Source organism: Kitasatospora herbaricolor, assembly GCF_030813695.1.
GTDB lineage: Bacteria > Actinomycetota > Actinomycetes > Streptomycetales > Streptomycetaceae > Kitasatospora > Kitasatospora herbaricolor.
This window is the reverse complement of sequence record NZ_JAUSVA010000002.1, coordinates 2528108-2554037: the sequence shown is the minus strand read 5'-3', so window position 1 is coordinate 2554037 and position 25930 is coordinate 2528108. Positions and strand designations below refer to the sequence as shown.

21 protein-coding genes are annotated in these 25930 nt (G+C 74.1%); 13 read left to right on the top strand and 8 right to left on the bottom strand.

The genetic code is table 11. The annotated features are described in order from the left end of the window. Positions 1–16: 16 nt before the first annotated feature. Entirely contained in the window at positions 17–1354 is a 1338-nt protein-coding gene (locus tag J2S46_RS11495) for a DUF2252 domain-containing protein (RefSeq protein WP_191291711.1), read from the bottom strand. Between the two features lie 378 nt (positions 1355–1732). Between J2S46_RS11495 and J2S46_RS11490 the strand changes: the two genes are divergently transcribed. Continuing rightward, the gene (locus tag J2S46_RS11490; RefSeq protein ID WP_370882308.1) at positions 1733–2884 is read left to right on the top strand and encodes an alpha-lytic protease prodomain-containing protein; all 1152 of its coding nucleotides are present in this window, start codon (positions 1733–1735) and stop codon (positions 2882–2884) included. A gap of 151 nt (positions 2885–3035) precedes the next feature. Here J2S46_RS11490 and dnaE read toward each other — a convergent pair whose 3' ends face one another. From dnaE to J2S46_RS11470, 4 genes are all read right to left on the bottom strand, one after another. Then, positions 3036–6590 carry a DNA polymerase III subunit alpha gene (gene dnaE, locus J2S46_RS11485; protein WP_191291712.1) on the bottom strand — a complete coding sequence of 1185 codons (3555 nt, stop codon included), beginning with the start codon at positions 6588–6590 and terminating at the stop codon, positions 3036–3038. Positions 6591–6867: 277 nt separating this feature from the next. Then, positions 6868–7665: an RDD family protein gene (locus tag J2S46_RS11480; RefSeq protein ID WP_191291713.1), complete on the bottom strand. Its 798-nt coding sequence runs from the start codon at positions 7663–7665 to the stop codon at positions 6868–6870. 135 nt (positions 7666–7800) lie between these two features. After that, positions 7801–8253 carry a type II toxin-antitoxin system PemK/MazF family toxin gene (locus tag J2S46_RS11475; RefSeq protein ID WP_191291714.1) on the bottom strand — a complete coding sequence of 151 codons (453 nt, stop codon included), beginning with the start codon at positions 8251–8253 and terminating at the stop codon, positions 7801–7803. A gap of 105 nt (positions 8254–8358) precedes the next feature. Then, positions 8359–9282, bottom strand: coding sequence for a LysR family transcriptional regulator (locus tag J2S46_RS11470; protein WP_191291715.1), 924 nt, complete (start codon positions 9280–9282; stop codon positions 8359–8361). A gap of 72 nt (positions 9283–9354) precedes the next feature. Here J2S46_RS11470 and J2S46_RS11465 point away from each other — a divergent pair, with 72 nt between their 5' ends. From J2S46_RS11465 to J2S46_RS11420, 10 genes are all read left to right on the top strand, one after another. Next, positions 9355–10257: a dihydrodipicolinate synthase family protein gene (locus J2S46_RS11465; RefSeq protein ID WP_191291716.1), complete on the top strand. Its 903-nt coding sequence runs from the start codon at positions 9355–9357 to the stop codon at positions 10255–10257. A gap of 116 nt (positions 10258–10373) precedes the next feature. Beyond that, complete coding sequence (locus J2S46_RS11460) at positions 10374–11399, top strand: aspartate-semialdehyde dehydrogenase (RefSeq protein WP_191291717.1); 1026 nt, start codon at positions 10374–10376, stop codon at positions 11397–11399. 202 nt (positions 11400–11601) lie between these two features. Further along, positions 11602–12003: a hypothetical protein gene (locus J2S46_RS11455; RefSeq protein ID WP_191291718.1), complete on the top strand. Its 402-nt coding sequence runs from the start codon at positions 11602–11604 to the stop codon at positions 12001–12003. A 309-nt stretch (positions 12004–12312) separates the two neighbouring features. Continuing rightward, entirely contained in the window at positions 12313–13605 is a 1293-nt protein-coding gene (locus J2S46_RS11450) for an NYN domain-containing protein (protein ID WP_191291719.1), read from the top strand. 258 nt (positions 13606–13863) lie between these two features. Then, positions 13864–14805, top strand: a complete 942-nt coding sequence (locus J2S46_RS11445) for an ABC transporter ATP-binding protein (RefSeq protein WP_073921896.1) — start codon at positions 13864–13866, stop codon at positions 14803–14805. Further along, positions 14802–15617: an ABC transporter permease gene (locus J2S46_RS11440; protein ID WP_073921897.1), complete on the top strand. Its 816-nt coding sequence runs from the start codon at positions 14802–14804 to the stop codon at positions 15615–15617. The genes J2S46_RS11445 and J2S46_RS11440 overlap by 4 nt, the downstream gene beginning before the upstream one ends. A 149-nt stretch (positions 15618–15766) precedes the next feature. Then, positions 15767–16609, top strand: a complete 843-nt coding sequence (locus J2S46_RS11435) for an alpha/beta hydrolase (RefSeq protein ID WP_191291721.1) — start codon at positions 15767–15769, stop codon at positions 16607–16609. A 76-nt stretch (positions 16610–16685) separates the two neighbouring features. Continuing rightward, positions 16686–17681: a LacI family DNA-binding transcriptional regulator gene (locus J2S46_RS11430; protein WP_191291722.1), complete on the top strand. Its 996-nt coding sequence runs from the start codon at positions 16686–16688 to the stop codon at positions 17679–17681. A gap of 434 nt (positions 17682–18115) precedes the next feature. Continuing rightward, positions 18116–19180, top strand: a complete 1065-nt coding sequence (locus tag J2S46_RS11425) for a Gfo/Idh/MocA family protein (protein ID WP_191291723.1) — start codon at positions 18116–18118, stop codon at positions 19178–19180. A gap of 101 nt (positions 19181–19281) precedes the next feature. Then, positions 19282–20202, top strand: coding sequence for a hypothetical protein (locus J2S46_RS11420; RefSeq protein WP_191291724.1), 921 nt, complete (start codon positions 19282–19284; stop codon positions 20200–20202). 132 nt (positions 20203–20334) lie between these two features. Here J2S46_RS11420 and ybaK read toward each other — a convergent pair whose 3' ends face one another. The 3 genes from ybaK to J2S46_RS11405 form a co-directional block, all read right to left on the bottom strand. Then, positions 20335–20829, bottom strand: coding sequence for a Cys-tRNA(Pro) deacylase (gene ybaK, locus J2S46_RS11415; RefSeq protein ID WP_191291725.1), 495 nt, complete (start codon positions 20827–20829; stop codon positions 20335–20337). A gap of 176 nt (positions 20830–21005) precedes the next feature. Further along, positions 21006–21734, bottom strand: a complete 729-nt coding sequence (locus J2S46_RS11410) for an LON peptidase substrate-binding domain-containing protein (RefSeq protein WP_073921903.1) — start codon at positions 21732–21734, stop codon at positions 21006–21008. A gap of 72 nt (positions 21735–21806) precedes the next feature. Then, complete coding sequence (locus J2S46_RS11405; protein ID WP_191291726.1) at positions 21807–23429, bottom strand: oxidoreductase; 1623 nt, start codon at positions 23427–23429, stop codon at positions 21807–21809. 95 nt (positions 23430–23524) lie between these two features. Here J2S46_RS11405 and hisD point away from each other — a divergent pair, with 95 nt between their 5' ends. Beyond that, positions 23525–24835 carry a histidinol dehydrogenase gene (hisD, locus tag J2S46_RS11400; protein ID WP_191291727.1) on the top strand — a complete coding sequence of 437 codons (1311 nt, stop codon included), beginning with the start codon at positions 23525–23527 and terminating at the stop codon, positions 24833–24835. Beyond that, positions 24832–25929, top strand: a complete 1098-nt coding sequence (locus J2S46_RS11395; RefSeq protein ID WP_229912975.1) for a histidinol-phosphate transaminase — start codon at positions 24832–24834, stop codon at positions 25927–25929. The genes hisD and J2S46_RS11395 overlap by 4 nt, the downstream gene beginning before the upstream one ends. Position 25930 lies beyond the last annotated feature (1 nt).

Here is a 25930-nt window from a genome sequence, read left to right as displayed (position 1 = left end):
GTACCGGCGAAGGGTGTTACAGGCCGGGGATGCGGCCGTTGCGGAACAGGTCGACGAAGATCTGGTGGTCCTGCCGGGCCCGGGCGCCGTAGGCGTGGGCGAAGTCGACCAGCATGGTGGTGAAGCCCTCCTCGTCCTTGCCGATGGCGGCGTCGATGGCGTGCTCGGTGGAGAACGGCACCAGGGTGTGGCCGCTGGAGGACTCGTCGGCGGCGGCGTGCATGGTGGCGGTGGCCCGGCCGAGGTAGTCGGTCACCGAGTGGAGGTCGGCCTGCTCGTTGAGGTCGGTCCAGTCGAGGTCGGTGGCGTACGGGGAGACCTCGGCGACCAGTTGGCCCTGGCCGCGCAGCGAGGCGTAGCCGAGCCACGGGTCGCTGTGCGCCTGCAGGGCGCGCTGGGAGATGACCGTGCGGTGGCCCTCGTGCTCGAAGTAGTCGCGGATCCCCTGGTCGGTGACGTGCCGGGAGACGGCCGGGGTCTGGCCCTGCTTCATGTAGATGATGACGTCGTTCTCCAGGGCGTCGGTGTGGCCCTCCAGCAGCAGGTTGTACGAGGGCAGTCCGGCGCTGCCGATGCCGATGCCGCGGCGGCCGACGACGTCCTTGACCCGCAGCGCGTCCGGGCGGGTGCGGGTGGCCGGCGGCAGGGTGGTGAGGTAGGCCTCGAAGGCGGTGAGTACCTCGGCCTTGGTGGCCTCGTCCAGTTCGAACGCGCCGCCGCCCTTGCGGAACCGGCGGTCGTAGTCGTCGATGACGGTCTCGGAGTCCAGCAGTGCGACCCGGGTCTGCAGGCGGGCCCGGCGCAGCGTCTCCAGGATCGGGCCGGTGGCGGTGTCCAGGGTGACGGAGGTGCTCCCGCCGCCCCGGACCAGGGCGGCGATCCGGCCGCGGTAGGCGGCGGCGAAGGTGCGGACGAGTTCGGTGATGGTGTCGTCGGAGAGCGCCTTGGCGTACCCGATCAGCGCGAGGCTGGCGGCCAGTCGCTGGACGTCCCAGGTGAAGGCGCCGACGTACGCCTCGTCGAAGTCGTTGACGTTGAAGACCAGCCGGCCCTCGGAGTTGAGGTAGCTGCCGAAGTTCTCGGCGTGCAGGTCGCCGTGGATCCAGACCCGGCTGGTGCGCTCGTCGAGGAAGGCGGCGCCGTAGCCGTCGTAGGGGGCGGTGGTGAGGTCGGCGTAGTAGAGGCCGGCGGTGCCGCGGTAGAAGGCGAAGGCGGAGGCGGCCATCTTGCGGAACTTGACCCGGAAGGCGGCCGGGTCCTGGGCGAGCAGCTCGCCGAAGGCGGCTTCGAAGACCCGCAGGATGGTCTCGGCGCGCTCGGGTTCGCGGTGGGCGGCGGTGAGCTGGTCGGGCATGGAGGTGTCCTTCTGTGACGCGTGGCAGTCCCCGCGCGGGGACGAGGCGGGCGGCCGTGGCCAATCCGGAGACTACCGGTCCGGCCCCGCGGGGGACGCATCGGACGGGGGCCGCCCGCGGGCCGTCGCACGGCCGGCTTGGGAGCGCTTTCCGGATACTGCGGCAGCCACCGGCCTGACCCTTCTTTGGCAGATGGAGTGTCAGATTTCGTGCGGACCAGTTCGGTTGGCGTGGTTGACGCGGACATTCAACGATGTAAAGCTGACCGGCGCGGTCTAGACCCGTAGTGCAGAGAGCGCTCTCTCCCCGTAAGGCAGGCCCCACCCGCCACGGATCAGAGGAGATCAGCGGTGCGAAACACCCTTGCCAGGGTGGCCATGGCCACCCTCATGACCCTGTCCACGCTCGGCCTCGGCGCCTCGGCCGCCGCGGCCGCCGACCGTACGGGCGAAACCTCCGCCACCGGCACGGCCCGGCCGCTGTCGCCGGGGCTCACCGACGCGCTCCGGCGCGACCTCGGCCTCACCGAGGGTCAGGCCGCCCGCCGGCTGGCCCGGGAGGACCTCGCGGCCCGGCTGGCACCCCGGGCCGAGCAGCTCGCCGGCCAGGCCTTCGGCGGCTCCTGGTACGACGCCGACCGGGAGACCCTGGTGGTCGCCGTCACCGACGCCGCGCGGAGCACCGCGCTCCGGGCGGCGGGGGCCGAGACGGTGGTCGTCCGGCACTCGCAGCAGGAGCTCGACAGCGCGAAGGCCGCCATCGACACCCGCTCCCGGGCCGCCGCAGCCCCGGCGGGGGTGAGCAGTTGGCGGGTCGACCCGCGGCGCAACAGCGTGGTGGTCGAACTCGCCCCCGGCGCCCGGCAGGACGCCCGGGTGGCGGCCTTCGTCGCCGCCGCGGAACAGGCCGGCCCGGTGACGGTCGAGGAGCAGAGCGTCGACCGGACGCCGCGCACCCTGTCGGCCGGCGTGGTCGGCGGGGACCCGTACTACATCAACGGCAACACCCGGTGCTCGATCGGGTTCGCGGTACAGGGCGGCTTCGTCAGCGCCGGGCACTGCGGCGGCGCGGGGAGCAGCGTGGTCGGCTGGGACGGGTCGGCGATGGGCTCGTTCGCCGGCTCGTCCTTCCCGGGCAACGACTACTCGTTCATCCGGATCGGCAACGGCTGGTGGACCGTCCCGGTGGTCCTCGGCTGGGGCACCGTCAGCGACGTGCTGGTCCGCGGGTCCTGGCAGGCGCCGGTCGGCTCCTCGGTCTGCCGCTCCGGCTCCACCACCCACTGGCACTGCGGCACGGTGCAGGGCCTCAACGAGACCGTCAACTACAGCCAGGGCGCGGTCTACCAGGTGACCCGGACCAGCGTCTGCGCCGAGCCGGGCGACTCCGGCGGCTCCTTCATCACCGGGGACCAGGCGCAGGGCGTGACCTCCGGCGGCTGGGGCAACTGCAGCAGCGGCGGGCAGACCTGGTTCCAGCCGGTGAACGAGATCCTCTCGGTCTACGGCCTGTCCCTCGTCACCGCCTGACCGCCTGACGCTCGGCCGCCTGACCGCCCGACCTGCTGAGCACCTGCGCCCCGGGGCCGTCCGGCCCGGCCCCGGGGCGTACGGTCCGGCAGTACCGGAACGCCGGGTGGCCCGCCGGCGTTCCGGCGGGCCACCCGGCGGACGGCCGCTGTCAGATGCTCCAGGCGGAGGGCCCGAGCAGCGTCTTGACCTCGCTGGCGAAGGCGTTGTCGGTGTTGACCAGGAAGCCCAGCTCGTACAGGACGTTCTTCTGCCGGCTGGTGGTCAGCAGCCGGACCGGCACGTCGCCGGGGTGCGCCCGCAGCGAGCGCTTGAGCTCGCGGACCATGTGCGGGTTGACCTTGGCCTCGGGCACGGTGATCTGGATCGGCGGCTTGCCACCGTGCTCGGCGGAGGAGATGTCGAGCTGGGTGATCTCCTGCCCGAAGATGCTCAGCGACCCGTCGCGCTCGTTGAGCCGCCCGCGGGCCGAGATGACGTTGTCCTCGACCATCTGGTCGGCCATCAGGTTGTAGGTGGCGGGGAAGAACAGCACCTCGACCGAGCCGTCGCGGTCGGCCAGGGTGATGATCGCCCAGGCGTTGCCCGCCTTGTTGATCCGCCGGTCGACCGAGGTGATCAGGCCGGCGAGCTTGACCTCGCCCTCGGTGCGGCCGGAGCCGAGCAGTTCGGCGATGGAGATGTCGCGGTTGCGGGAGAGGATGTGCTCGGCGCCGTCCAGCGGGTGGCTGGAGACGTACAGGCCGAGCATCTCCCGCTCCAGGCTGAGCAGTTGCTTGCGCGGCCATTCGCGGTCGGTGAGTTCGAAGTCGAGCCCGATGGTGGGGATGTCCTCGCCGGTGTCCATCGCGCCGAAGAGGTCGTCCTGGCCGATGGCCTGCTGCTTCTTGACGCCGGTGACGGCGTCGATGGCGTTCTCGTGGACGGTGGTCAGCGAGAGCCGGGTGTGCCCGAGCGAGTCGAAGGCGCCGGACTTGATCAGGGAGTCGATGGTGCGCTTGTTGCACACCACCAGCTCGACCTTGTCCAGGAAGTCGGCGAAGGAGGTGTACTTCCCCTTCTCGCCACGGGTCTTGACCAGTGACTCGATCACCGGCACACCGACGTTGCGGACGGCCTTGAGGCCGAAGCGGACGTCGTTGCCGACGGCGGTGAAGTCGACCACGGACTCGTTGACGTCCGGGGAGAGGATCTTGATGCCCATCTGGCGGCACTCCGCCAGGTAGACGGCCATCTTGTCCTTGTCGTCGGCCACCGAGGTCAGCAGGGCGGCCATGTACTCGGCCGGGTAGTTGGCCTTGAGGTACGCGGTCTGGTACGAGACCAGGCCGTAGGCGGCGGAGTGCGATTTGTTGAACGCGTAGCCGGCGAACGGGACCAGCACGTCCCAGACCGCCTGGATCGCCTCGTCCGAGTAGCCGCGCTCCTTGCAGCCCGCGTGGAAGGGGACGAACTCCTTCTCCAGGACCTCCTTCTTCTTCTTGCCCATCGCGCGGCGGAGCAGGTCGGCCTGTCCGAGGCTGTAGCCGGCCAGCACCTGGGCGGCTCGCTGCACCTGCTCCTGGTAGACGATCAGGCCGTACGTGGGGCCGAGGACCTCCTTGAGGGGCTCCTCCAGCTCCGGGTGGATCGGGATGATCTCCTGCTGGGCGTTCTTGCGCAGCGCGTAGTTGGTGTGCGAGTTCATGCCCATCGGGCCGGGGCGGTACAGCGCCGAGACGGCGGAGATGTCGGCGAACTCGGTGGGCTTCATCAGCTTGAGCAGGGCGCGCATGGGGCCGCCGTCGAGCTGGAACACGCCCAGGGTGTCGCCGCGGGCGAGCAGTTCGTACGTGGTGGGGTCGTCCAGCGCGATCTTCTCGATGTCGACCTCGACACCGCGGTTGGCCTTCACGATCTTGATGCAGTGGTCGATGATGCCCAGGTTCCGCAGACCCAGGAAGTCCATCTTGATCAGGCCCATGGCTTCGCACGACGGATAGTCGAAGCCGGTGATGATCACGCCGTCCTTGTCCCGCATGTGCAGCGGGACGAGTTCCAGCAGCGGGGTCGAGGAGAGGATCACCGCGGCCGCGTGCACGCCGGTGCCGCGGATCAGGCCCTCGATGCCCAGGCCGGTGTCGATGATCTTCTTGACGTCGGGCTCGTTCTGGTACAGCGCCCGGATCTCGGTGCCCTCGTTGTACCGGGGGTGCTTCTCGTTGAAGAGGTCCGCGAGCGGGACGCCCTTGCCCATCACGTCCGGCGGCATCGCCTTGGTGATCCGGTCGCCCATCGCGAAGGGGTAGCCGAGGATGCGGTTGGCGTCCTTGACGGCGGCCTTCGCCTTGATGGTGCCGAAGGTGTTCACCTGGGCCGTGTACTCGGCGCCGTACTTGTCGGTGACGTAGCGCACCATCTGGTCGCGCTGGCGGTCGTCGAAGTCGATGTCGACGTCCGGGGGGTTGATGCGCTCGGGGTTCAGGAACCGCTCGAAGAGGAGGTCGTGCTCCAGCGGGTCCAGCTCGGTGATGCGGGTCAGGTACGAGACCATCGAGCCGGCCGCGGAGCCTCGGCCCGGGCCGACCGGGATGCCGTTGTCGCGGGCGTACTGGCAGATGTCGGCGACCACGAGGAAGTAGGCGTCGAAGCCCATCGGGGAGATGACGCCCATCTCCAGCTCGACCCGGTCCAGCACCTCCTGGCTCGGATTGTCGCCGTAGCGGACCTTCAGGCCGGCCTTGATCTTCTGGCGCAGGTAGGACGCCTGGGTCTCCCCCTCGGGGACGTCGAACTGCGGCATCCGGTCGACGTAGTTGAAGACCTCGTCGTACGGCTCGATCCGCTCGGCGATCGCCAGCGTGTTGGCGCAGGCCTCCGGGAGCTCGCTGAAGAGCGCCTGCATCTCGTCGGCGGTCTTGACGTAGTAGCCGTCGCCGTTGAACTTGAAGCGGTTCGGGTCGTCCTTGTTCTTGCCCACGCCGACGCAGAGCAGGCTGTCGTGGGCGTCCGCCTGGTCGGCGGTGACGTAGTGCGAGTCGTTGGTGGCCAGCAGCGGGATGTTCAGTTCCTTGGCCAGCCGCAGCAGGTCCTGGCGGACGTCCCGCTCGATGGACAGGCCGTGGTCCATCAGCTCCAGGAAGTAGTTCTCCTTGCCGAAGATGTCCTGGTAGGCGCCGGCGGCCTTGACCGCCTCCTCGTACTGGCCGAGCCGCAGGCGGGTCTGCACCTCGCCGGAGGGGCAGCCGGTGGTGGCGATGATCCCGGTGGCGTTCGCGGCGATCAGCTCGCGGTCCATCCGGGGCTTCATGTAGTAGCCCTCCATCGACGCGAGCGAGGAGAGCTTGAAGAGGTTCCGCAGGCCGGTGACGTTCTGCGCCCACATCGTCATGTGGGTGTAGCGGCCGCCGCCGGAGACGTCCTTGCCGCCCTCGCCGTCGGCGCTCACCTGCCGCTGCCCGCCGGGCGCCCAGAAGGTCGGCTTCTTGTGGAAGCGCGAGCCGGGCGCCACGTACGCCTCGATGCCGATGATCGGCTTCACGGCTCCGTCGAGCTTCTTCGCGCTCTGGAAGAACTCGTACGCGCCGAACATGTTGCCGTGGTCGCTCATCGCGATGGCGGGCATGCCCTGCCGCTGGGCCTCCGCGAACAGCTTCCCGTTCTTCGCGGCCCCGTCCAGCATCGAGTACTCGGTGTGGACATGCAGGTGAACGAAGCTGTCGGCCACGGTGGAAATGACTCCTCGGACATAGATCTCCGGCGGGGAAACCCCCACCCTAGCGCGGTCCGAAGATCGATTCCCTGAGCCTGACGAGGTGTCCGGGACGGGTGCGACAGTGACCGTCACTGCCCGTCGCCGGGTGGCGACCAGGGCGCATCGCGCCCGCCCGGTGACCGGTTCCGGCGCGTGGGGCCGGGCGGGCGCCGGGGCTGTGAGACGCGTCACGCCGGACGCCCGGGAGCGGGGCGCTCCGGTCGTCCGGCGTGACGGGGGCCGGCCGGGCTCAGTGCTCCTTGACCACCACGGTGCCCGCGGGCTTGTCGTGCAGGCACTGCTGGAACGGCTTGTCCCAGAGCTGCCACAGCACGTTCACCAGGGTGAACAGGCTGCCCAGGCAGTAGACGGCCGACGGCAGCCCGTAGAGCGCCGCGCGGGTCCACAGGGCGTTGTCGGCCGGCCGCCCGCCGTGCTGCAGGGCCACCACCCGGATCCGCATCGCCTTCTTGCCCACGGTCTGGCCGTGCTGGGTGAGCAGCATGACGATCTCGTAGCCGAAGCCCGCCAGCCCCAGCACCAGGTAGAGCAGGATCGAGCCGGTGCTCTCCAGCAGCAGGGCCAGCACCAGGTACGGGACCAGCAGGACGGCGGAGTCGATCAGCCGGGCCAGGAAGCGGTCGCCGGCCGAGGCCAGCGTGCGGCTGCCCGGCGTGGGCGGGCCGCCGTACTGGGCGGGCGGGGCGAGCCAGTGCGGCCAGGCCTGCTGCGGGCCGGGCGGCTGACCGTACCCGGGCTGCCCGTAGGGCTGCTGCCCGTGGCCGGGGCCGCCGTAGGGCTGCTGGCCGTACGCCGGCTGCTCCGCGCCGTAGGGCGGCTGCGGTGCGCCGTACCCGGGCCCGCCGGCGGCGGGCGGCGGGGGCTGCTGCGGGTAGCCGTAGGGCTGCCCGGTCCCGCCGTACGGGTCCTGGACCGGCGGCGGCCCGTAGGGACCCTGGGCCGGCGGTTGCGGGCCGTACGGGGTCTGGCCGTACGGGTTGTTCGGGTCGGACGGGTAGCCGTATCCCGGCGGGTTCTGAGTGCTCATGCTCCCGGCTCAGCTCGTCGTTGACTGTCCGGCCCGATCCTGTCCTGCCGGGCCCTCCTCCGGGAGGAGATCACGTCGATCGTCGCGTGAACAGTCCGTTTCCGCGGGGCCCGCCCGGCCGGGCCCCGCGGGGGCTCAGCTCCAGCGGTAGCGGAGCTTCAGGCGGTCGGTGACGAGGTTGAACCGGGCCCGGTCGAGGGCGCAGGCCTCACGGCGCATGCCCTCGTCGTGCACCCGCAGCACCCGCTCCAGCGACACCCAGGAGTCGCGTCCGGTGCGGTCCCAGGGCCCCGCCCCGATCGGCACCCAGTCGCTGTCCGCGCTGTGGGCCTTGCTGGAGAGCATCACGGTGAGCAGCGTCCCGCCGGGCTCGCGGGCGACCACCAGCACCGGGCGGTCCTTGCCCCGGCCGTCGTTCTCCTCGTACGGGACCCAGGTCCAGACGATCTCGCCCGGGTCCGGGTCGCCGTCGTGGTCGGGCGCGTACTCGGTGCGGACCGGGCCGATCCGCGAAGGGTCGACCTCGCTGGTCGCGAAGGGGCCGTGGGAGCCCGGGGCCTGCTCGGAGGAATGCGTCAGTTCGGCCATGCGCGCAGGCTAGTGACCGGCGACGGGGTGATCAAGAGCGGTGGCGGGCCGATCCGGGCGGCCCGGGGGCGTCGAAAGGGCTTCGGGACAGGGCCCGCGGCGCGCTCAGGGCGCGATCGTCCGGGCCGGCGGGCCCTCGTCCAGGTCCGGCGGCAGCGCGGTGCGCAGGGCGGCGGTGAAGGCGGCCACCGCGGGATGGGCCCCGGCGCCGCTGCGGAACGCCGTACGGGTGCGGCGGCACATCCCCAGCCTGGTCAGGGTGACGCCGGGGAGCTGCTCCGGGGCGCCCAGCCGGGGCACCAGGGCCACCCCCTGGCCGGCCGCCACCAGGGCCAGCACGGTGGCGAACTCGTCGACCTGGTGGCGCACCCGGGGGGTGAAGCCGGCCGCCTCGCAGGCCCGGGCGGCCATCGTCCGGCAGAGCGTGCCGGGGGTTCCCATGATCCACGGGGAGTCCCGCCAGCGGCCCACCGGATCCTCCCCGGCCGGCCGGGCACCCGCCGGGGACGCCAGGTACATCGCCTCGCTGAACAGCGGCTCGGTGGCCAGGCCCGGCTCCTGGGGCGCCGGCACGAAGTCGTAGTCGTGCACCAGGGCCACGTCCAGCTCACCGGCCCGCAGCGCGTCGCCGACCCGGGCCGGGTCCATCTCGGCGACCATCGGCTCCAGCCCGGGGTGCTCGCGGGCCAGCGCGGTGAGGGCGCCGGGGACGATCGCCCGGGCCGCCGAAGGGAAGGTGCCGATCCGCAGCGATCCGGCCAACCCCTTTCTGGCGTCGGCCAGTTCGGAACCGGCAAGTTCCAGCCGTTCCAGCACCGCCTCGGCATGGCGGACCAGGTTGCGCCCGGCCGGGGTCAGCGCGACCCGCCGTCCGCTGCGCTCCAGCAGCGGGACCCCCGCCTCCCGCTCCAGCACGGACAGCTGCTGGGAGACGGCGGACGGGCTGAAGGCGAGCGCCTCCGCCACCGCGGCGATGGTGCCCCGGTGGGCGAGTTCCCTGAGCAGGCGCAGACGCCGGACGTCGAGCATCGGCTCAGCTTACGGTTGTCGGCGGCAATATGAACTGGACCCGGCGGTCGGGCGCGGGCGACGCTGATCACCATGAACCAGCACATCCCGCTGACGGGGATCTTCGTTCCCCTCGTCACGCCCTTCGCCGCCGACGGCTCGATCGCCCGGCCGGCCCTGGAGTCCCTGGCCCACTCCCTGCTGGACGAGGGCGTCGCCGGTCTGGCCGCCCTCGGCACCACCGCCGAGGCGGCCGCCCTGGACGAGGCGGAGCGCCGAACCGTGGTCGAGGTGGTCGCCGCCGTCTGCCGCGAGCGCGGCGCCACCCTGCTCGTCGGCACCGGCGGAGCCGGCACCCGGGGCGCCGTCGAGGCGCTGCTCGCCCTCGGCAAGTCCACCCCCGAGGCGGCCGCCGCGATGGTGACCGTCCCGGCCTTCTCCCGCCCCGGGGAGGCCGGCGTGGTCGCGCACTTCCGCCGGCTGGCCGAGGCCAGCCCCGTCCCGCTGGTCGTCTACCACATCCCGTACCGCACCGGGCAGCCGCTGAGCGCCGCCGCGCTGCTCGAACTGGCCGCCGTACCCGGCATCGCCGGGGTGAAGTACGCGGTCGGCGGCATCGACCAGGACACCGTCGAACTGCTCGGCTCCGCGCCGGCCGGCTTCGCCGTCCTGGCCGGGGACGACGCCTTCCTCTCCCCGCTGCTCGCGCTCGGCGCCGCCGGCGGCATCCTCGCCTCGGCCCACCTCGCCACCGCCCGCTTCGTCGAACTGGCCGCCGCCTGGCAGGCCGGCGAGGCGGCCCGGGCCCGTGACCTCGGCCACCAGCTCGCGGCCCTCGCCAAGGCGGCCTTCGCCGGCCCCAACCCGACGGTGGTCAAGGCCGTGCTGCACGCCCAGGGCCGGATCCCCACCCCGGACGTCCGGCTCCCGCTGCTGCCCGCAGGCCCGGTGGAGACCGCCGTCGCACTGGCCGGAACGGACCGCCTGACCCGGTGAGGACACCGCCCGCCGTTCACACCTTGGAATACCTGGCGGCCCCGGCCGGGGTTCAAGGCATGATGGGCGGAGTGCGGCTGTGATCAGCAGGAACATCCAGATGGAGGAGTAGTCGGATGAGGATCGGCATTGTTGGGGCCACCGGCCAGGTAGGCGCCGTGGTGCGCGGCATCCTGGCAGAGCGCTCGTTCCCGGTGGAGCAGCTGCGGCTGTTCGCATCGGCCCGTTCGGCCGGGCGCACGCTGCCCTGGCAGGACACCGAGATCACCGTCGAGGACGCGGCCACGGCCGACTACACCGGCCTGGACATCGTGATCTTCTCGGCCGGCGGCTCCACCTCCAAGGAGCTGGCCCCCAAGGTGGCGGCGGCCGGCGCGGTCGTCATCGACAACTCCTCGGCCTGGCGCCGCGACCCCGAGGTCCCGCTGGTGGTCTCCGAGGTCAACCCGGAGGCGATCGCCGACCGCCCCAAGGGCATCATCGCCAACCCCAACTGCACCACCATGGCCGCGATGCCCGTGCTGCGCCCGCTGCACGAGGAGGCGGGGCTGACCGCCCTGGTCGCCACCACCTACCAGGCCGTCTCCGGCTCCGGCCTGGCCGGCGTCGCCGAGCTGCACACCCAGGCGAGCAAGGTCGTCGGCGAGGCCGACCGCCTCACCCACGACGGCGAGGCCGTCGAGTTCCCCGAGCCGAACGTGTACAAGCGTCCGATCGCCTTCAACGTGGTGCCGCTGGCCGGCAACCTGGTGGACGACGGCTCCTTCGAGACCGACGAGGAGCAGAAGCTCCGCAACGAGTCCCGCAAGATCCTCGGCATCCCCGAGCTCAAGGTCTCCGGCACCTGCGTGCGCGTCCCGGTCTTCTCCGGCCACTCGCTGCAGATCAACGCCCGCTTCGCCGGCCCGATCAGCGTCGAGCGCGCCTACGAGCTGCTGAAGGACGCCCCCGGCGTGGAGCTCTCCGAGATCCCCACCCCCCTGCAGGCGGCCGGCAAGGACGCCTCCTACGTGGGCCGGATCCGGGTGGACGAGACGGTCGACAACGGCCTCGCCCTCTTCCTCTCCAACGACAACCTGCGCAAGGGCGCGGCCCTCAACGCCGTGCAGATCGCCGAACTGGTCGCCGCCGAGCTGAGCTGAGCCCCGCCGCGAACCACCGCGCCCGTCCCGGTCGTCCCGGGGCGGGCGCGGTCGTTCCCGCGGCTGTGCCGGTCGTCCCGGTCGGGCGTCCGGTGGCCGGCGGGCGCCGCCCGTGCCTCACTGGGGTGGCGCCACCGGCCCGGGCGGCCGGGTCCGGCAGCCGGGAGGGGACACGAGTGGACGGCGGAGGACGGGAGAGCCCATGAGACCCCCCGAGCACGGCGCCTGGCTGCGCCGGGGCATCAGCCGCGACGGCGGGCCGCTGGTCGAGCGGGAGCACGTCGTCTGGCTGCAGGCGGGGGAGTACTACGCCGACAGCCGGGGGTTCGCCGGGGTCACCTCGTACGACGGCGGGCTGGTCACCTTCCACCACCAGGTGGGGGAGCCCGGACACGACCAAGGGGTGCTGCGGCGGGACGGCGCCGACCTGGTGGAGACCGGGACCAACCCGGACGGCAGCACCTTCCGCGAGGTCTGGACCCCGCTGCCGGACAGCGCCGGGCCGGCGGGCTCCTGGCGGGCGGGGGACTGCCAGGTCGTACGCGTCGGGGTGCACATCGTGCACGTGGACGGCGCCGGGGGCGGCTACCTGCGGGGACGCTGAGACGCTCCGGCGTGCGCCGGAGCCGTGCGCCGTGCCGGGCCGCGGAGCGCGGGCGGGCGGGGCGGCCCGTGGACGGCGGAGGTTCACCGTCCGAAGCCTGGGTAAAGGAGTCCCCAACGATCGGGCGGGCAGGGAGGCGGCCGGTCGGGCGATCGGCGTGGTTCGGGGTATCCGGGCCGGGCCGGTCGGGCAGACTGCTCCCTACGCCGCGCGCCGGGCCCGCCGCCCGAGCGCTGGGCGGACCGCGCCCGCCAGGTGCTGCCGGCCCGGCGGCGCCGTACCCGGGGCCGACCGGAAAGAGGTGCGGACGTGGACCGCTGTGTCGTCCTGGTGGATGCCGGATACCTGCTGGGCGCCGCCGCCAGCCTGCTCGCCGGGGACCCGTCCCGCTCGCGGGTGACGGTGGACCACACCGCCCTGATCGCCGCGCTGCGCGAACGCGCCGAGGAGGAGACCGGGCTGCCGCTGCTGCGCATCTACTGGTTCGACGCCGCCCCCGACCGCCGCCCGATGCCCGAGCACCGCCGGCTTCGGGTGCTGCCCAGGGTCACCGTCCGGCTGGGGGCGCTGACCCGGGCCGAGGGCCGCTGGGTGCAGAAGGGCGTGGACGCCGCGATGCACGCCGAACTCTCCGAACTTGCCCGCAACCGGGCCTGCGCCGACGTCGTGCTGATCACCGGCGACGGCGACCTGCTGCCGGGCATGATGTCCGCCAAGGAGCACGGCGTGGTGGTGCACCTCTGGGCGCTGCAGGCCGCCGACGGGGACTTCAACCAGTCCGAGGACCTGGTCGGCGAGGCCGACGAGCGGCGGGTGCTGGACCGCGAATGGATCGAACGCTGGGTCAGCCCCCGGGAGACGGTGCCCGCCTTCCCCGCCCCCGGGCCCCGGCCGGAGATCGCCAAGATCCTCGCCGCGCCGCCCGCTGCCGTCCGGCCGCCGGCCGCCGCGCCGCCCGAGCCGGCCCGCCCGCGGCCGGCCGCCGCGATGGCGGGCCCGGGCCTGGCCGGCTCCGGGCCGGCGGGCCGGCGGCCGGCGGGCCCCGGCATCCCCGGGCCGGCCGTCGCCGGGCAGGCGATGGCAGTGAACGGCCTCAGGGTCGTCCCCACCCCCAAGGACCTGGCGGGCCGGGCGCCCGCCGCCGCCTCGCCCGCCACCACGCCCGCCCAGCCGCACGGCGGCCCGGTGCTGCGCTGGTCCTCCGACCGGGGCTGGGTCGACCGCCCCGGCGGGGACAGCGCCACCCCCGGCGACGCCCTGCCCACCCTCGCCCAGCTGACCACCGCCGAGCAGCGCTGGGCCGACCGCGAGGAGGACATCACCACCATCGGCGGCGATGCCCACGAGGTCGGCCAGGTCTTCGCCCGCCGCTGGACGGAACGCCTCGGCGACGCCGAACGGCTCACCGTCCTGTGGCCCGACTACCCGCGCATCCCGCACCGGGTGGACGGCGAGCTGCTCCGCTACGCCGCCCGCTTCGGCCTGCTGGCCCACAAGGACGACCAGATCGACGAGCACGACCGGTACGCGATCCGGGCCGGCTTCTGGAAGGAGCTCGCCACCCGGGTCCCCGGCGGGGACCTGATCGTCGTCGACGACTGATCCCGCCGGGCCCGCCGGCACCCGGCCGGCCTGCGCAGCCCTCGCCCCGCAGTTGCCCTGGCGCTGCCTCGCAGCTGGCCCGCAGCTGCCCCGGCGCGCCCGCCCGGCCTCCGCCGGATCGGGCCCCCTTGTCCGGTTCTGGCCCCCCAGCGCGTAGAGTCTTCGCTCGTGAGCGAGACCGACCGGCGGGCACCACGCGCCGCGCCCCAGGGCGAGGCCGCCGGTACGCCGGGAAGGCGTGCCGGGCAGTGCTGTGCCGTGCGCGACCTGGTGAAGACGTACCCCGCCGGCCGGGGCGCCGGAGCGATCCGCGCCAACGACGGCATCAGCCTGGACGTCCGCCAGGGCGAGGTCTTCGGACTGCTCGGGCCGAACGGCGCCGGCAAGTCCACCCTGGTCCGCCAGCTCACCGGGCTGCTGCGCCCGGACAGCGGCAGCGTCGAGATCCTCGGCCACGACGTGGTGCGCCACCCCGAACGGGCCGCCCGGCTGCTCGCCTACCTCGGCCAGGAGTCCAGCGCGCTCGACGAGCTGACCGTCTCGCTGGCCGCCGAGACCACCGGCCGGCTGCGCGGTCTCAGCCGCTCGCAGGCACGCTCCCAGGCGGCCGACGTGCTCACCGAACTGGGCCTGGAGGGCATCGCAGGCCGGCCGCTCGCCAAGCTCTCGGGCGGCCAGCGCCGGCTGGCCTGCTTCGCCGCGGCCCTGGTCGGGGAGCGTCCGCTGCTCGTGCTGGACGAGCCGACCACCGGCATGGACCCGGTGGCCCGGCGCGCCGTCTGGTCCGCGGTGGACCGCCGGCGGGCCGAGCACGGCGTCACCGTCCTGCTGGTCACCCACAACGTGATCGAGGCGGAGACCGTGCTCGACCGCGTCGCGGTGGTGGACGAGGGCCGGGTGATCGCCTGCGACACGCCCGGCGGTCTCAAGGCCCTGGTCGACGGCGACGTCCGGCTGGACCTGGTCTGGCGCACCGAGGCGCCGCTGGAGGTGCCGGCCGTCGCCCGGCTGGCCGAACGGGCCGAGCGCACCGGCCGGCGCTGGACCGTGCGCACCAGCCCCGAGCAGGCCCGCGAACTGGTCGCCGCCGTCACCACCGGCCCGGCCTTCGCCGCCCTGGACGACTTCACCCTGGCCACCCCGAGCCTTGAGGACGCGTACCTCAAGCTGGGCGGCCGTCACGGAGGCCTGGCCAAGTGACCCTGCTGTCCGCCCCGCCGCAGACCACCGCCGGCCCGCCGCCCGCCGCGCCGGCCCCGCTGGCGCCCGCCGCCCGGCTGCTGCCCGCGCTGGCCGCCGTCTACCGGGCCCAGCTGGCCCGGGCCAAGGTGGCGCGGATCCCGCTGCTCTTCGTCGCGACCTTCCAGTCGCTCGGCATCCTGGTGATGATGCGCGGCGTCGTCGACCCCGGGGACAACGCCGCCGCGCACACCGTGGTGGCCGGCTCCAGCGTGCTGGTGGTCGCCTTCGTCGCACTCAACCTGCTCTCCCAGTACTTCGGACGGCTGCGGGCCACCGGCGGGCTGGACCACTACGCGACGCTGCCGGTGCCGGCCGCCTCGGTGGTGCTCGGCGCCGCCGCCGCGTACGCCTCGTTCACGCTGCCGGGTGCGCTGGTCACCGCCGGCGTGGGGGCCTGGATGTTCGCCCTGCCGGCGGGCCACCTCTGGGTGCTGCTGCTGGTGGTGCCGCTGGCCGGGGCGGCGCTGTCCGGCCTCGGCGCGGTCTGCGGGCTGCTCGCGCCGCGCCAGGAGATCGCCACCCTGCTCGGCCAGCTCGGCATGTCGGCCGCGCTGCTGCTCGGCGTGCTGCCGGTGGAGCGCCTGCCGCAGCCGGTGCTCTGGCTGCGTGACCTGCTGCCCTCGACGTACGGGGTGGAGGCCTTCGCCCGGACCTTCAGCGCGAGCCCGGACTGGGCGGCGGTGGCCGGGGACCTCGCGGTCTGCGCGGGCGTCGGCCTGGTCTCGCTGGCCGCCGCGACCCTGGCCTACCGCCGGGCGACCACCCGCTAGTCGCGGCGCGGCGCCCGAAGGCCCCCGGGCCGCTGGACGGCCCCCCGCCCGGCGGGCCGCACACCGGCGGGTAGCGTGCTGCACCGGGGGCGTGGGGTGCGCCCCGGGCGCGCAGCGCGCCGGTGACGAGGACGAACGGGGGCGGTGCCGTGACCACGGACATCGATGTGAGGACCGGGCTGCGCTACGGCGGGAGCGGCCAGCAACTGGACGTGTACCGCCCGGCCGTCGCGCCGGGGCCCGCGCCGGTGGTGCTGCTCTGGCACGGCCGGGGGTCCGACGAGCGGGACGTCCTCGCGCCGCTCGCCCGGGCGGCCGCGGGGCTGGGCCTGGTCGTGCTGGTCCCGGACTGGCGCTCGGACGCTCCCGACGGCGGCCGGGCGCACCTGCGGGAGTCGGAGGACTTCGCCCGCCGCAACGCCGCGGACTTCGGCGGGGACATCCGGACCTTCGTGCTGGCCGGCTGGTCGATGGGTGCCAAGGCCGCGGTGGCCGCCGCCCTCGACCCCGCCGCCCTCGACGGCCGGCGGCCCACGGCCGTGGTGGGCATCGCCGGCGCGTACGGCACCGCCGCGCCGATCACCGGTACCGCGCCGATCGAGGACCTCGGCAGCGGCCGGGCCGACTGGCCGGCCCCGGTACCGGTCCGGCTGCTGCACGGCACCGCCGACCAGGTGGTGGACGCCGGGCGCTCGCGCGAGCTGCACGCCGCCCTGGTCGCCCGGGGCTGGCCGGTCACCCTGGACGAGGTGGACAGCGACCACGCGGGCGTCGTGATGACGGCCTACGCCCCGAAGCTCGGCCGCTGCGTGCCCAGCGCCGCGGACCACGCCGTGCGGGCCGGGCGGCGGGCCGCCGCCCTGCTGGCCGAGGCGGCCGGGATCGCCCCGGCGCCGGGGATCGGGTCCTGGGGGATGCGGCACGAGGGGGGTCGGGCCGGGACGTCGGCCGTGGAGGATGTGCAATCGATTGCACCAGCTCGTAGCCTGTGACGCCCGCCGATGCCTTCGGCAGGGCAGGCAGGGCAGGCAGGGCCGGCGGTGCCCGGTCGCGGGAGGAGGACCCCGAATGGATCAGCAGTCGGTGACGATGAGCGATGTCGCTCGCGCCGCGGGGGTGTCGGTCACCACCGTCTCCTACGTGCTGAGCGGCAAGCGGGCGGTGGCCCCCGAGAAGCGGGCGGCGGTGCGGCAGGCCGTCGCCGAGCTGGGGTTCCGGCTGAACACCGTGGCCCAGAGCCTGCGCACCAGGCGTTCCAGCACCGTGGCGCTGATCGTCCCGGACATCGCCAACCCGTTCTACGCGCAGCTGGCCCGCGGGCTGCAGGACGCGATGCGCCCGGGGCGGTACCAGGTCGTCGTCTGCAACACGAACGCGGACCGGGCCGAGGAACTGCTCTGCCTGGACGACGTGGTGCAGCGCCGGCTCGACGGCGTGGTGATCACGCCGCAGTGGCTGGTCCCGGAGGACTTCGACGCCGTCCGGGCGGCGGGCGTCCCGGTCGTGGTCAGCTCCGACGCCGGGCCGGGCGACCTGGACCTGGTGCGCGCCGACTCCCAGGAGGCCGTCGACCAGGCGGTCGCCCACCTCGCCCGGCAGGGGCACGAGCGGCTCGGCATGCTGGCGGGGCCGGCGGGCGCACCCGCCGGCGACCCCCGTCTTGAGCTGTACCGCGCCGCCGCCGGACGGTACGGGCTGGACCTGCCGGCCGGGCTGATCGTCCGGGGGAAGCACACCCGCGAAGCCGGCGCCGAAGGACTGCGCAGGCTGATGAGCCGCAGGAAACCGCCCACGGCGATCGCCTGCGTCAACGACCGCACGGCCGTCGGCGCGCTGGAGGCCGCGGAGCAGCTGGGCCTCGCGGTCCCGTCCGACCTGGCGCTGATCGGGCACGACGACATCGAGATCGCCTCCCTGGTGCGCCCGAGGCTCTCCACGATCCGCTATCCGGCCTACGAGGTGGGAGCGACCTGCGGGCGCCTGCTGCTGGAGCGGATCGGAGGCCGGAGCAGCACCTCGCAGGTCGCCCTGCGCACGCAGCTCGTCCTGCGCGAAACCAGCTGACCTGCGGGGACGGTCCGACCCGGTCCGACCCACGGGCACGGTCCGCGCCGCCGCAGGTCACCGGTGGCCGCCGGTCGGCGGCCGTGGCGCCCGCCGGGCGGGCCGGGTGGAGGACGGGCGACGGGGCGGGCTCCTCGGCCCGGTCCGACGGGGTGGTGCGGCGAGCCGCGACGACGAGACCGGCTTGACAGGCTGTGGCACTCTCGTCGTACCGTTGCGCAATCGATTGCGCGACGGGAACGACGGTGACCGGCAGTCTCCTCGGGCGGTCGTCCGCCGTCGGGGAGGGCCCGGCTCCGGCCCGCTCCCGCGGGGCCTTCCACGGACCGGGCACGAGGTGTTCCCCCAACGGACCGGGGCCGCCCACGGCGGGCCCGGAGCTCCGCCGCCGTTCCCGCGCGCATCGCCTTGGCAGGTCGACCGAGAGGAATCCCATGACGCAGGACTGGCCGGTCATCGCAGACGAGGCCGCGGGCACGGTGCTGCCCGCGCCGCGAACTCCCTCCCCGCGTGAGGCGCCCGCGCTGAACTGGGGGGTGGTGGCACCGGGCTGGATCGCGGCCCAGTTCGTGGAGGCCCTGCAGAAGCACACCGCGCAGAGGGTCGTGGCGGTCGGCTCGCGCGACGCCGGCCGGGCCCGCGCCTTCGCCGACCGGTTCGCCGTCCCGAAGGCCTACGGGAGCTACGCCGAACTCGTCGAGGACGACGACGTGGACATCGTCTACGTCGCGTCGCCGCACTCGGGCCACTTCGAGCAGGCCATGCAGGCGGTCGAGGCGGGCCGGCACGTCCTGGTGGAGAAGGCCTTCACCCGCAACGCCCGCGAGGCCGAGCAGTTGATCGAAGCCGCCCGCAAGCGCGGGGTGTTCCTGATGGAGGCGATGTGGACGCGGTTCCTGCCGCACATCGACGTGGTCCGCCAGGTGCTCGACTCCGGTCTGCTCGGCGAGGTGCACACCGTGACGGCCGACCACGGCCAGCAGATGGACCCCGACCCGGCGAACCGCCTCTTCGCACCCGAGCTGGCGGGCGGGGCCCTCCTGGACCTCGGTGTCTACCCGGTCTCCTTCGCCTCGATGGTGCTGGGGCCGTTCGCCTCGGTCACGGCGGTGGGCACGAAGGCCTTCACCGGCGTCGACGGCCAGGCGTCGATCGTGGTCACCACCGGGGCCGGGGCCCACGGCGTGCTGAACACGACCCTCTTCGCCCGCACCCCGACCACGGCGTCGATCTCGGGGACGCACGCCCGCCTGGAGATCGAGGGCCCCTTCTACGGACCGGCCGAGGTCCGTCTCGTAGGTCGGGACAACGAGCCGATCGACGTGTTCGTCCCCCCGCAGCGCGTCGGGGGCCTGTGCTACCAGGCCGCCGAAGCGGCTCGCTGCATCAGCGCCGGGCGCCTGGAGTCCGACCTGATGCCGCTCGCCGAGACCCTGCGCATCATGCAGGTCCTGGACGGCGTTCGTCATGACCTGGGCGTCGCCTTCCCGGGGGAGTGACCCGGCCGGGGGGCGTGCGGGTGACCCTGGTGCGCGCCGGCGGCCCGCCCGGGGCGTAGGCCGCACCCCCTCCGCGCGGCCGATCGTGAAACGATGGCCGGGTGACCGTACCGAACACACCTCCGGATCCCGGCAAGGTCCCCGCCGGGGAGCTCGCGAGCCCCGCCGCGGACGCCGCCGGGAGCGCCGCGACGCCCGCGCTCCAGGGCACCGCCGGCCAGACCCCCGCCCCGGCCGCGTACCCCTACGGGGCGCTGCCGGTCCTGGAGAAGGCCGAGCGGGCGCCCAGGCGACCGCTGCCGCCGGAGCTGCGGATCGGGGCGCTGACGGTACTCGTCTGCCTCCTGCTCGGCTTCGTGATGGCCGGGCTCTGGGTCTGGCTGGCCCCGCAGGTGCCGCTGCTCGTCAAGGGCAACCGGATCCTGTACGCCGACCCCGAGGGCGAGCAGCGCGCCGGGGCCGACGCCGTCTTCGCCCTGATCGGCCTGGGCGCGGGCGTGGTCACCGCGCTGGGCGCCTTCCTGCTGACCCGGCGCCGGGGCGGCGGGATCGCGGTCGCGGTGGGCCTGACCGTCGGCGGCCTGGCCGGTTCGCTGATCGCCTGGCGGCTGGGCATCCGGCTCGGCCCGACCGCCGACGTGATCGCGCACGCCCGGCAGGTGGGTGACGGTCACCGGTTCACCGACGCCCTCCGGCTGGGGGCCAAGGGTGCGCTGCTGGTCTGGCCGATGACGGCGATGGTGCTGCTGCTGGCCCTCTCGGCGGCGTTCGGCAAGCGCGAGCAGGACCCGCCGCCGTACTGGGAGGGGGGCCACCGGCCCGGGTCCGAGCCCCACTACGCGCCCCCGGCGGACGGCGTCACACCGGCCCCCGGGCACGCGCCCTTCGACGCGCCCGCGGGTCCGGACACTCCGCCGCCGGCGGACGCGCCGGCTCCCCCGTCGTTCGAGAAGCCCGCGGGCAGGCCGGTCGCCGACCAGGCGCCGGCCGAGCGGCACGAGCGGCCGGCCCCGCCGGCCTGACCCGCCGGCACCGGCCCGGGGCACCCGAGGCCCGCACCGCACGACGGCCCCTGACCGCCCGCCCCTGGCGGCCGGGGGCCGTCCGCGCGTCCAGGGGCGCGCGGGGCGTGGGGGGTGGGGGCCCGCCGCGGCCTACCGGCCGATCGGTGCCGTCAGTGCCTTCGTCAGCGCCACCAGGTCGGCCGGGGCGAGTTCGACCTCCAGCCCGCGCCGGCCCGCCGAGACGTAGACCGTCGGGTGGGCCAGGACGGTGTCGTCCAGCACGGTGCGCAGCGGGCGCCGCTGGCCCAGCGGGGAGATGCCGCCCAGCACGTAGCCGCTGCTGCGCTCGGCGGCGGCCGGGTCGGCCATCGCGGCGCGCTTGCCGCCGACGGCTGCGGCCAGCGCCTTCAGGTCGAGCTTCCCGGAGACGGGCACGACCCCCACGGTGAGGGTGCCGTCGACATCGGCGACCAGCGTCTTGAAGACCCGCTCCGCCGGGACGCCCAGCAGCTCGGCCGCCTCGCCGCCGTAGGTGGCGGCGGCCGGGTCGTGCTCGTAGGCGTGCACGGTGAACGGCACTCCGGCGCTCTCCAGGGCCACCGTCGCGGGCGTCCCCTGCCCGCCCTTCTTCGCCTTCTTGGCCATCGCGGCCCTCCCCTTCGCGGTCGTTCCGGGCCTTGTGGTGGTTCCGGGTCGTTCTCGGGCACCTGGGCACCTGGGCGCCCGGTCAGCCCGGTCAGCCCGGTCAGCCCGGTCGCGGCGCCGGCCCTGCACCGGCCCGGCACCGGCCCACCCGTCCGGGTACCGCCCCGGCGGCCCGGTCAGTTCGGGCTGAAGGACTGCCGGGTCAGGTCCACCGCCGGCAGCGAGGGCAGCCAGGCGAGCACCGCGGCCTCGCGGCGCAGCAGCTCAAGCTCGGCGGTCAGCCGCTGGGCGGTGTCCGGGCAGGCCAGCAGGCGCTGCTTGACCGGGGTGTCGAAGACGGAGGCCGCCGCCACCAGGTACGAGAGCACCTGCGGGTCGGCCGGCAGCTCCTGCTCGCCGGCGATGCTCGCCTCCCGGGCGCCCGCCAGCCGCTTCTGGTACGTGCGGAAGGCCCGCTCCACGCCCGCGGCGAGGGCCCCGGCGCCCTCGCCCTGGTCCTCCTCGATCGTCTCGATCTCGCCGGTCAGGTACGGCCCGCCGGTGTCGACGCTGCGCAGCCAGAACCGGGTGGTGCCGGTGACCAGCAGCTCGTACCGGCCGTCCGGCTGCGGCTGGACGGAGGCCACGTCCGCGACGCAGCCGATGTGGTGCAGGGCCTCCAGCGGGTCGCCGGTGACGGTGCCCAGGCCGTCCAGCGGCCCGGCCGGGCCGTCGCTCTCGCGGACCGGGGAGACCTCCCGGCCGTCCTTGATCGCGAGCACCCCGAACCGGCGGGGCTGGTCCTCGGGCAGCGCCAGCAGGTCGGCGACGAGACGGCGGTAGCGCTCCTCGAAGACGTTGAGGGGCAGCACCAGGCCCGGGTAGAGGACCGAGTTGAGCGGGAAGAGCGGCAGCCGTTCTGTCACGGCGCTCAGCGTAGTTGCCCGAGGGTGCCACGCGCGCCCGGGTTACCGGGCGCGCGCCCCCGTGACCGCCGTTCAGCCGCGTTGCAGCAGCCTGGTCGCGCCCGCCACCACCGTGGTCGCCAGTACCCAGCCCACCAGTACCAGCCCGGCGGCGACCCACTGGCCGGCCCCCGCCGGGTTCCAGCCGTTCTGCCCGAGGTCGACCACCGGCAGCAGGTGTCCGAGGGTGTAGAGCGCGGCGTTCCAGTGCGGCCGTTCGTCGGCCTTGAGCGGTTCCGGCGGGTGCTGCTGGAAGAACAGGGTGCCGAGCAGCCAGGCCAGCAGCAGCCAGAGCGCCGCCCGACCGGGCCGGTAGCCGTACCCGACGGTGGCCTCCTGGAGGTGCCCCCAGATCCGGCTGGGCAGCGGCAGGGTGGCGTACCGCCGGCGCTGCCTGGCGTAGAGCACCTCGCGCGCGTCGTCGTCCGCGCCGTCCCGGCGCAGCGCGGCGGCGAGCTGTTCGTAGGACTCCGGCTGGAAGTCGACGGAGGCGCTCTCCAGCCAGGCGATCCGCTCCTGGACGCCGAACGGCGCCAGCGGGCGCAGCACCTCGTAGGTGAAGCCGGTCAGGCCCAGGTGCTTGCCCGCCGGCCAGCTGGCCGGGGCGTCCACCAGGTTGCCGACCCGGGCGCGGGAGAGCGAGACGGTGCCGGTGGGCCGCATCCGGCAGGCGAAACGCAGCTCGGGGGTCTGGATCCGGCGCAGCGACAGCTCGTCCTCCGCCCCGAGGTGGAACTCGCCGGATATCAGGCAGGCGCTCTCGAACCGGGCGTCGGAGAGCCGGACCTTGCCGTACGCGCGGAACGGCGTGCTCGGCGCGCCGGGCGGCGGGCTCTCGCCGTAGCCGGAGCCGTAGTAGGTGCGGGAGCCGTACCAGCCGCCGTCCGCCGAGCTGGTCAGGTAGAGGGTGTGGCCGACGGTCAGGCGCACCGCGTTCAGGCAGGTGGAGCTCTGCGGCGTGCTGCGCAGCTGGGCGCCGCGCAGCGAGAGCCGTCCGCCGACCCGGGCGGTGCGCAGGCTCAGCTCGCCGGTGGACTCCAGCCGGTCGGCCTCGAAGTCCTGGTGGACGCTCATGCCGTCGGCGGAGAGCGAACGGCCGAAGCGGTCGGCGCCGACCACGGCCTGGTTCAGCAGCAGGTCGGTGCCGATCCGGGCGTCGGTCAGCCGGATGCCGTCCGGGACCCGGCAGCGGGCGAGGTGCAGGTCGCCCTCGGTGGCCAGCCGGGAGGCCTCGATCCGCGGGACGAGGCAGGTGACGAAGCGCAGCGTGCCGGCCCGGGCCTCGGACATCAGCAGCTTGTTCGCGAACCGGCAGTCGTGCATCTCGACGTAGTGCGTGATGGTGCCGCCGGCCAGCACCAGCGGCCCGGTGACCTGGGCGCCGGTCAGTTTCAGGGCGGCCACCCGGCCGGGTATCGGGGCCGGGCCGTCCAGCAGCAGCCGGGCGATCACCTCGGCGCGGACCGTCCGCTCCGGGCCCCAGGGGGTGTCGCCGAAGACGTCGTCCCGCTCGTCGGTGCGGTCCAGCTCCTGGTTGGTCCCCGGCGCGCCGAGGCGCTCCCCGGTCCGGGCCGCGAGGTCGTAGACCACGCCCTGCCGGAACGCCTCCCACAGCCCCCGTTCCACCGGTGTCCAGTCCTCCGGCGCCTGTTCCACGATGCGTCCCCCCAAGATCCCCGGCCGTCTCGGCTTTCGTATCACGGACTGAAATGCGCGGCCGCCTGTTCCGGCCACTCCTTACACTGGGTGGCGTGATCTCTCGAATCGACCTCCGCGGCTCCCTTGAGGACCCGCGTGACCTGCTGCCCCGTGCCGAGTTCGACGTGGAGGCCGCCCTGGAGAAGGTGCGGCCGATCTGCGAGGACGTACGCCATCGCGGGGTCGCGGCGCTGATCGAGATCACCGAGCGCTTCGACGGCGTGACGCTGGCCTCCACCCGGGTGCCCGAGGCGGACATCACCGCCGCGCTGGAGACCCTGGACCCGAAGGTCCGCGCCGCGCTGGAGGAGTCGATCCGCCGCGCCCGGCTGGTGCACCGCGAGCAGCGCCGTACCGACCACACCGTCCAGGTGGTCCCCGGCGGGACGGTGACCGAGCGCTGGGTGCCGGTCGACCGGGTCGGCCTGTACGTGCCGGGAGGCCTCGCCGTCTACCCGTCCTCCGTGGTGATGAACGTCGTCCCGGCGCAGGAGGCCGGGGTGCGGGGCATCGCCGTCACCTCGCCGCCGCAGAAGGACTTCGGTGGTGCGGTCCACCCGACCATCCTGGCGGCCTGCGCGCTGCTCGGCGTCACCGAGGTGTACTCCGTCGGCGGCGCCCAGGCGGTCGCGATGTTCGCCTACGGCACCGAGGAGTGCCGCCCGGTCAACCTGGTGACCGGCCCCGGCAACATCTACGTGGCCGCCGCCAAGCGCCTGCTCAAGGGCCGGATCGGCATCGACGCCGAGGCCGGACCGACCGAGATCGCCGTCCTCGCCGACGACAGCGCCTCCCCGCGCGACGTCGCCGCCGACCTGATCAGCCAGGCCGAGCACGACCCGATGGCCGCGTCGGTGCTGGTCACCGACTCCCTCGCGCTCGCCGACGCCGTCGAGACCGAGCTGAAGGCCCAGGTCGCGAACACCAAGCACCGCGAGCGGGTCACCGAGGCGCTGGCCGGCCGGCAGTCCGGCATCGTGCTGGTCGACGACGTCGAGCAGGGCCTCGCCGTGGTCAACGCCTACGCCGCCGAGCACCTGGAGATCCAGACCAGGGACGCCCGCGCGGTCGCCGCCCGGGTCCGCAACGCCGGCGCGGTCTTCATCGGCCCGTACGCGCCGGTCTCGCTCGGCGACTACGCGGCCGGCTCCAACCACGTGCTGCCCACGGGCGGCTGCGCCTGCCACTCCTCGGGCCTGTCCGTGCAGTCCTTCCTGCGCGGCATCCACGTCGTGGACTACTCCCGCGAGGCGCTGGCGGACGTCGCCGCCCACGTGGTGAACCTCGCGAACGCCGAGGACCTGCCCGGTCACGGCGACGCCATCCGTGCCCGCTTCGACTGGACGGTACCGAACGCCTCGTGAAGATCGACGACCTGCCCGTACGGGACGAACTGCGCGGCCAGTCCCCGTACGGCGCGCCGCAGCTCGACGTCCCCGTCCAGCTGAACACCAACGAGAACCCGTACCAGCTGCCCGAGCCGCTGGTGGCCCGGATCGCCGAGCGGGTCGCCGAGGCGGCCCGCAACCTCAACCGCTACCCGGACCGCGACGCCGTCGAGCTGCGCACCGAGCTGGCCCGCTACCTGACCCGCACCACCGGCTTCGAGCGCACCCCGGAGCAGGTCTGGGCGGCCAACGGCTCCAACGAGATCATCCAGCAGCTGCTGCAGACCTTCGGCGGGCCCGGCCGCAGCGCACTCGGCTTCGAGCCCTCCTACCAGATGCACGAGCTGATCTCGCGCGGCACCGGCACCCGCTGGATCGCCGGGCCGCGCCGCGCCGACTTCACCATCGACGTGGACGCGGCCGTCGCCGCGCTCGCCGAGCACCGCCCGGACGTGCTGTTCATCTGCTCGCCGAACAACCCGACCGGCACCGCCGTCGACGCCGCCACCGTGCTCGCGCTCCACGACGCCGCCCAGGCCGTCAAGCCGACCATGGTGATCGTCGACGAGGCGTACGTCGAGTTCTCGCACCGGGAGTCGCTGCTGCCGCTGCTGGCCGGCCGCCCGCTGCTGGTGGTCACCCGGACCATGTCCAAGGCCTTCGGCGCGGCCGGCCTGCGGCTCGGCTACCTGGCCGCCGACCCGGCGGTGGTGGACGCCGTGCAGCTGGTCCGGCTGCCCTACCACCTGTCGGCCGTCACCCAGGCCACCGCGCTGGCCTGCCTGGAGCACACCGACACCCTGCTCGGGTACGTCGAGCGGCTCAAGGCCGAGCGGGACCGGGTGGTCGACGCGCTGCGCGCGCTCGGCCTGGACGTCACCGACTCCGACTCCAACTTCATCCAGTTCGGCACCTTCGAGGACCAGCACGCCGTCTGGCGGGCGATCCTCGACCTCGGCGTCCTGATCCGCGACAACGGCGTCCCCGGGCAGCTGCGCGTCACCGCCGGCACCCCCGCCGAGAACGACGCCTTCCTGGACGCCGTCCGCACCGTCACCAAGGAGCTTTGAA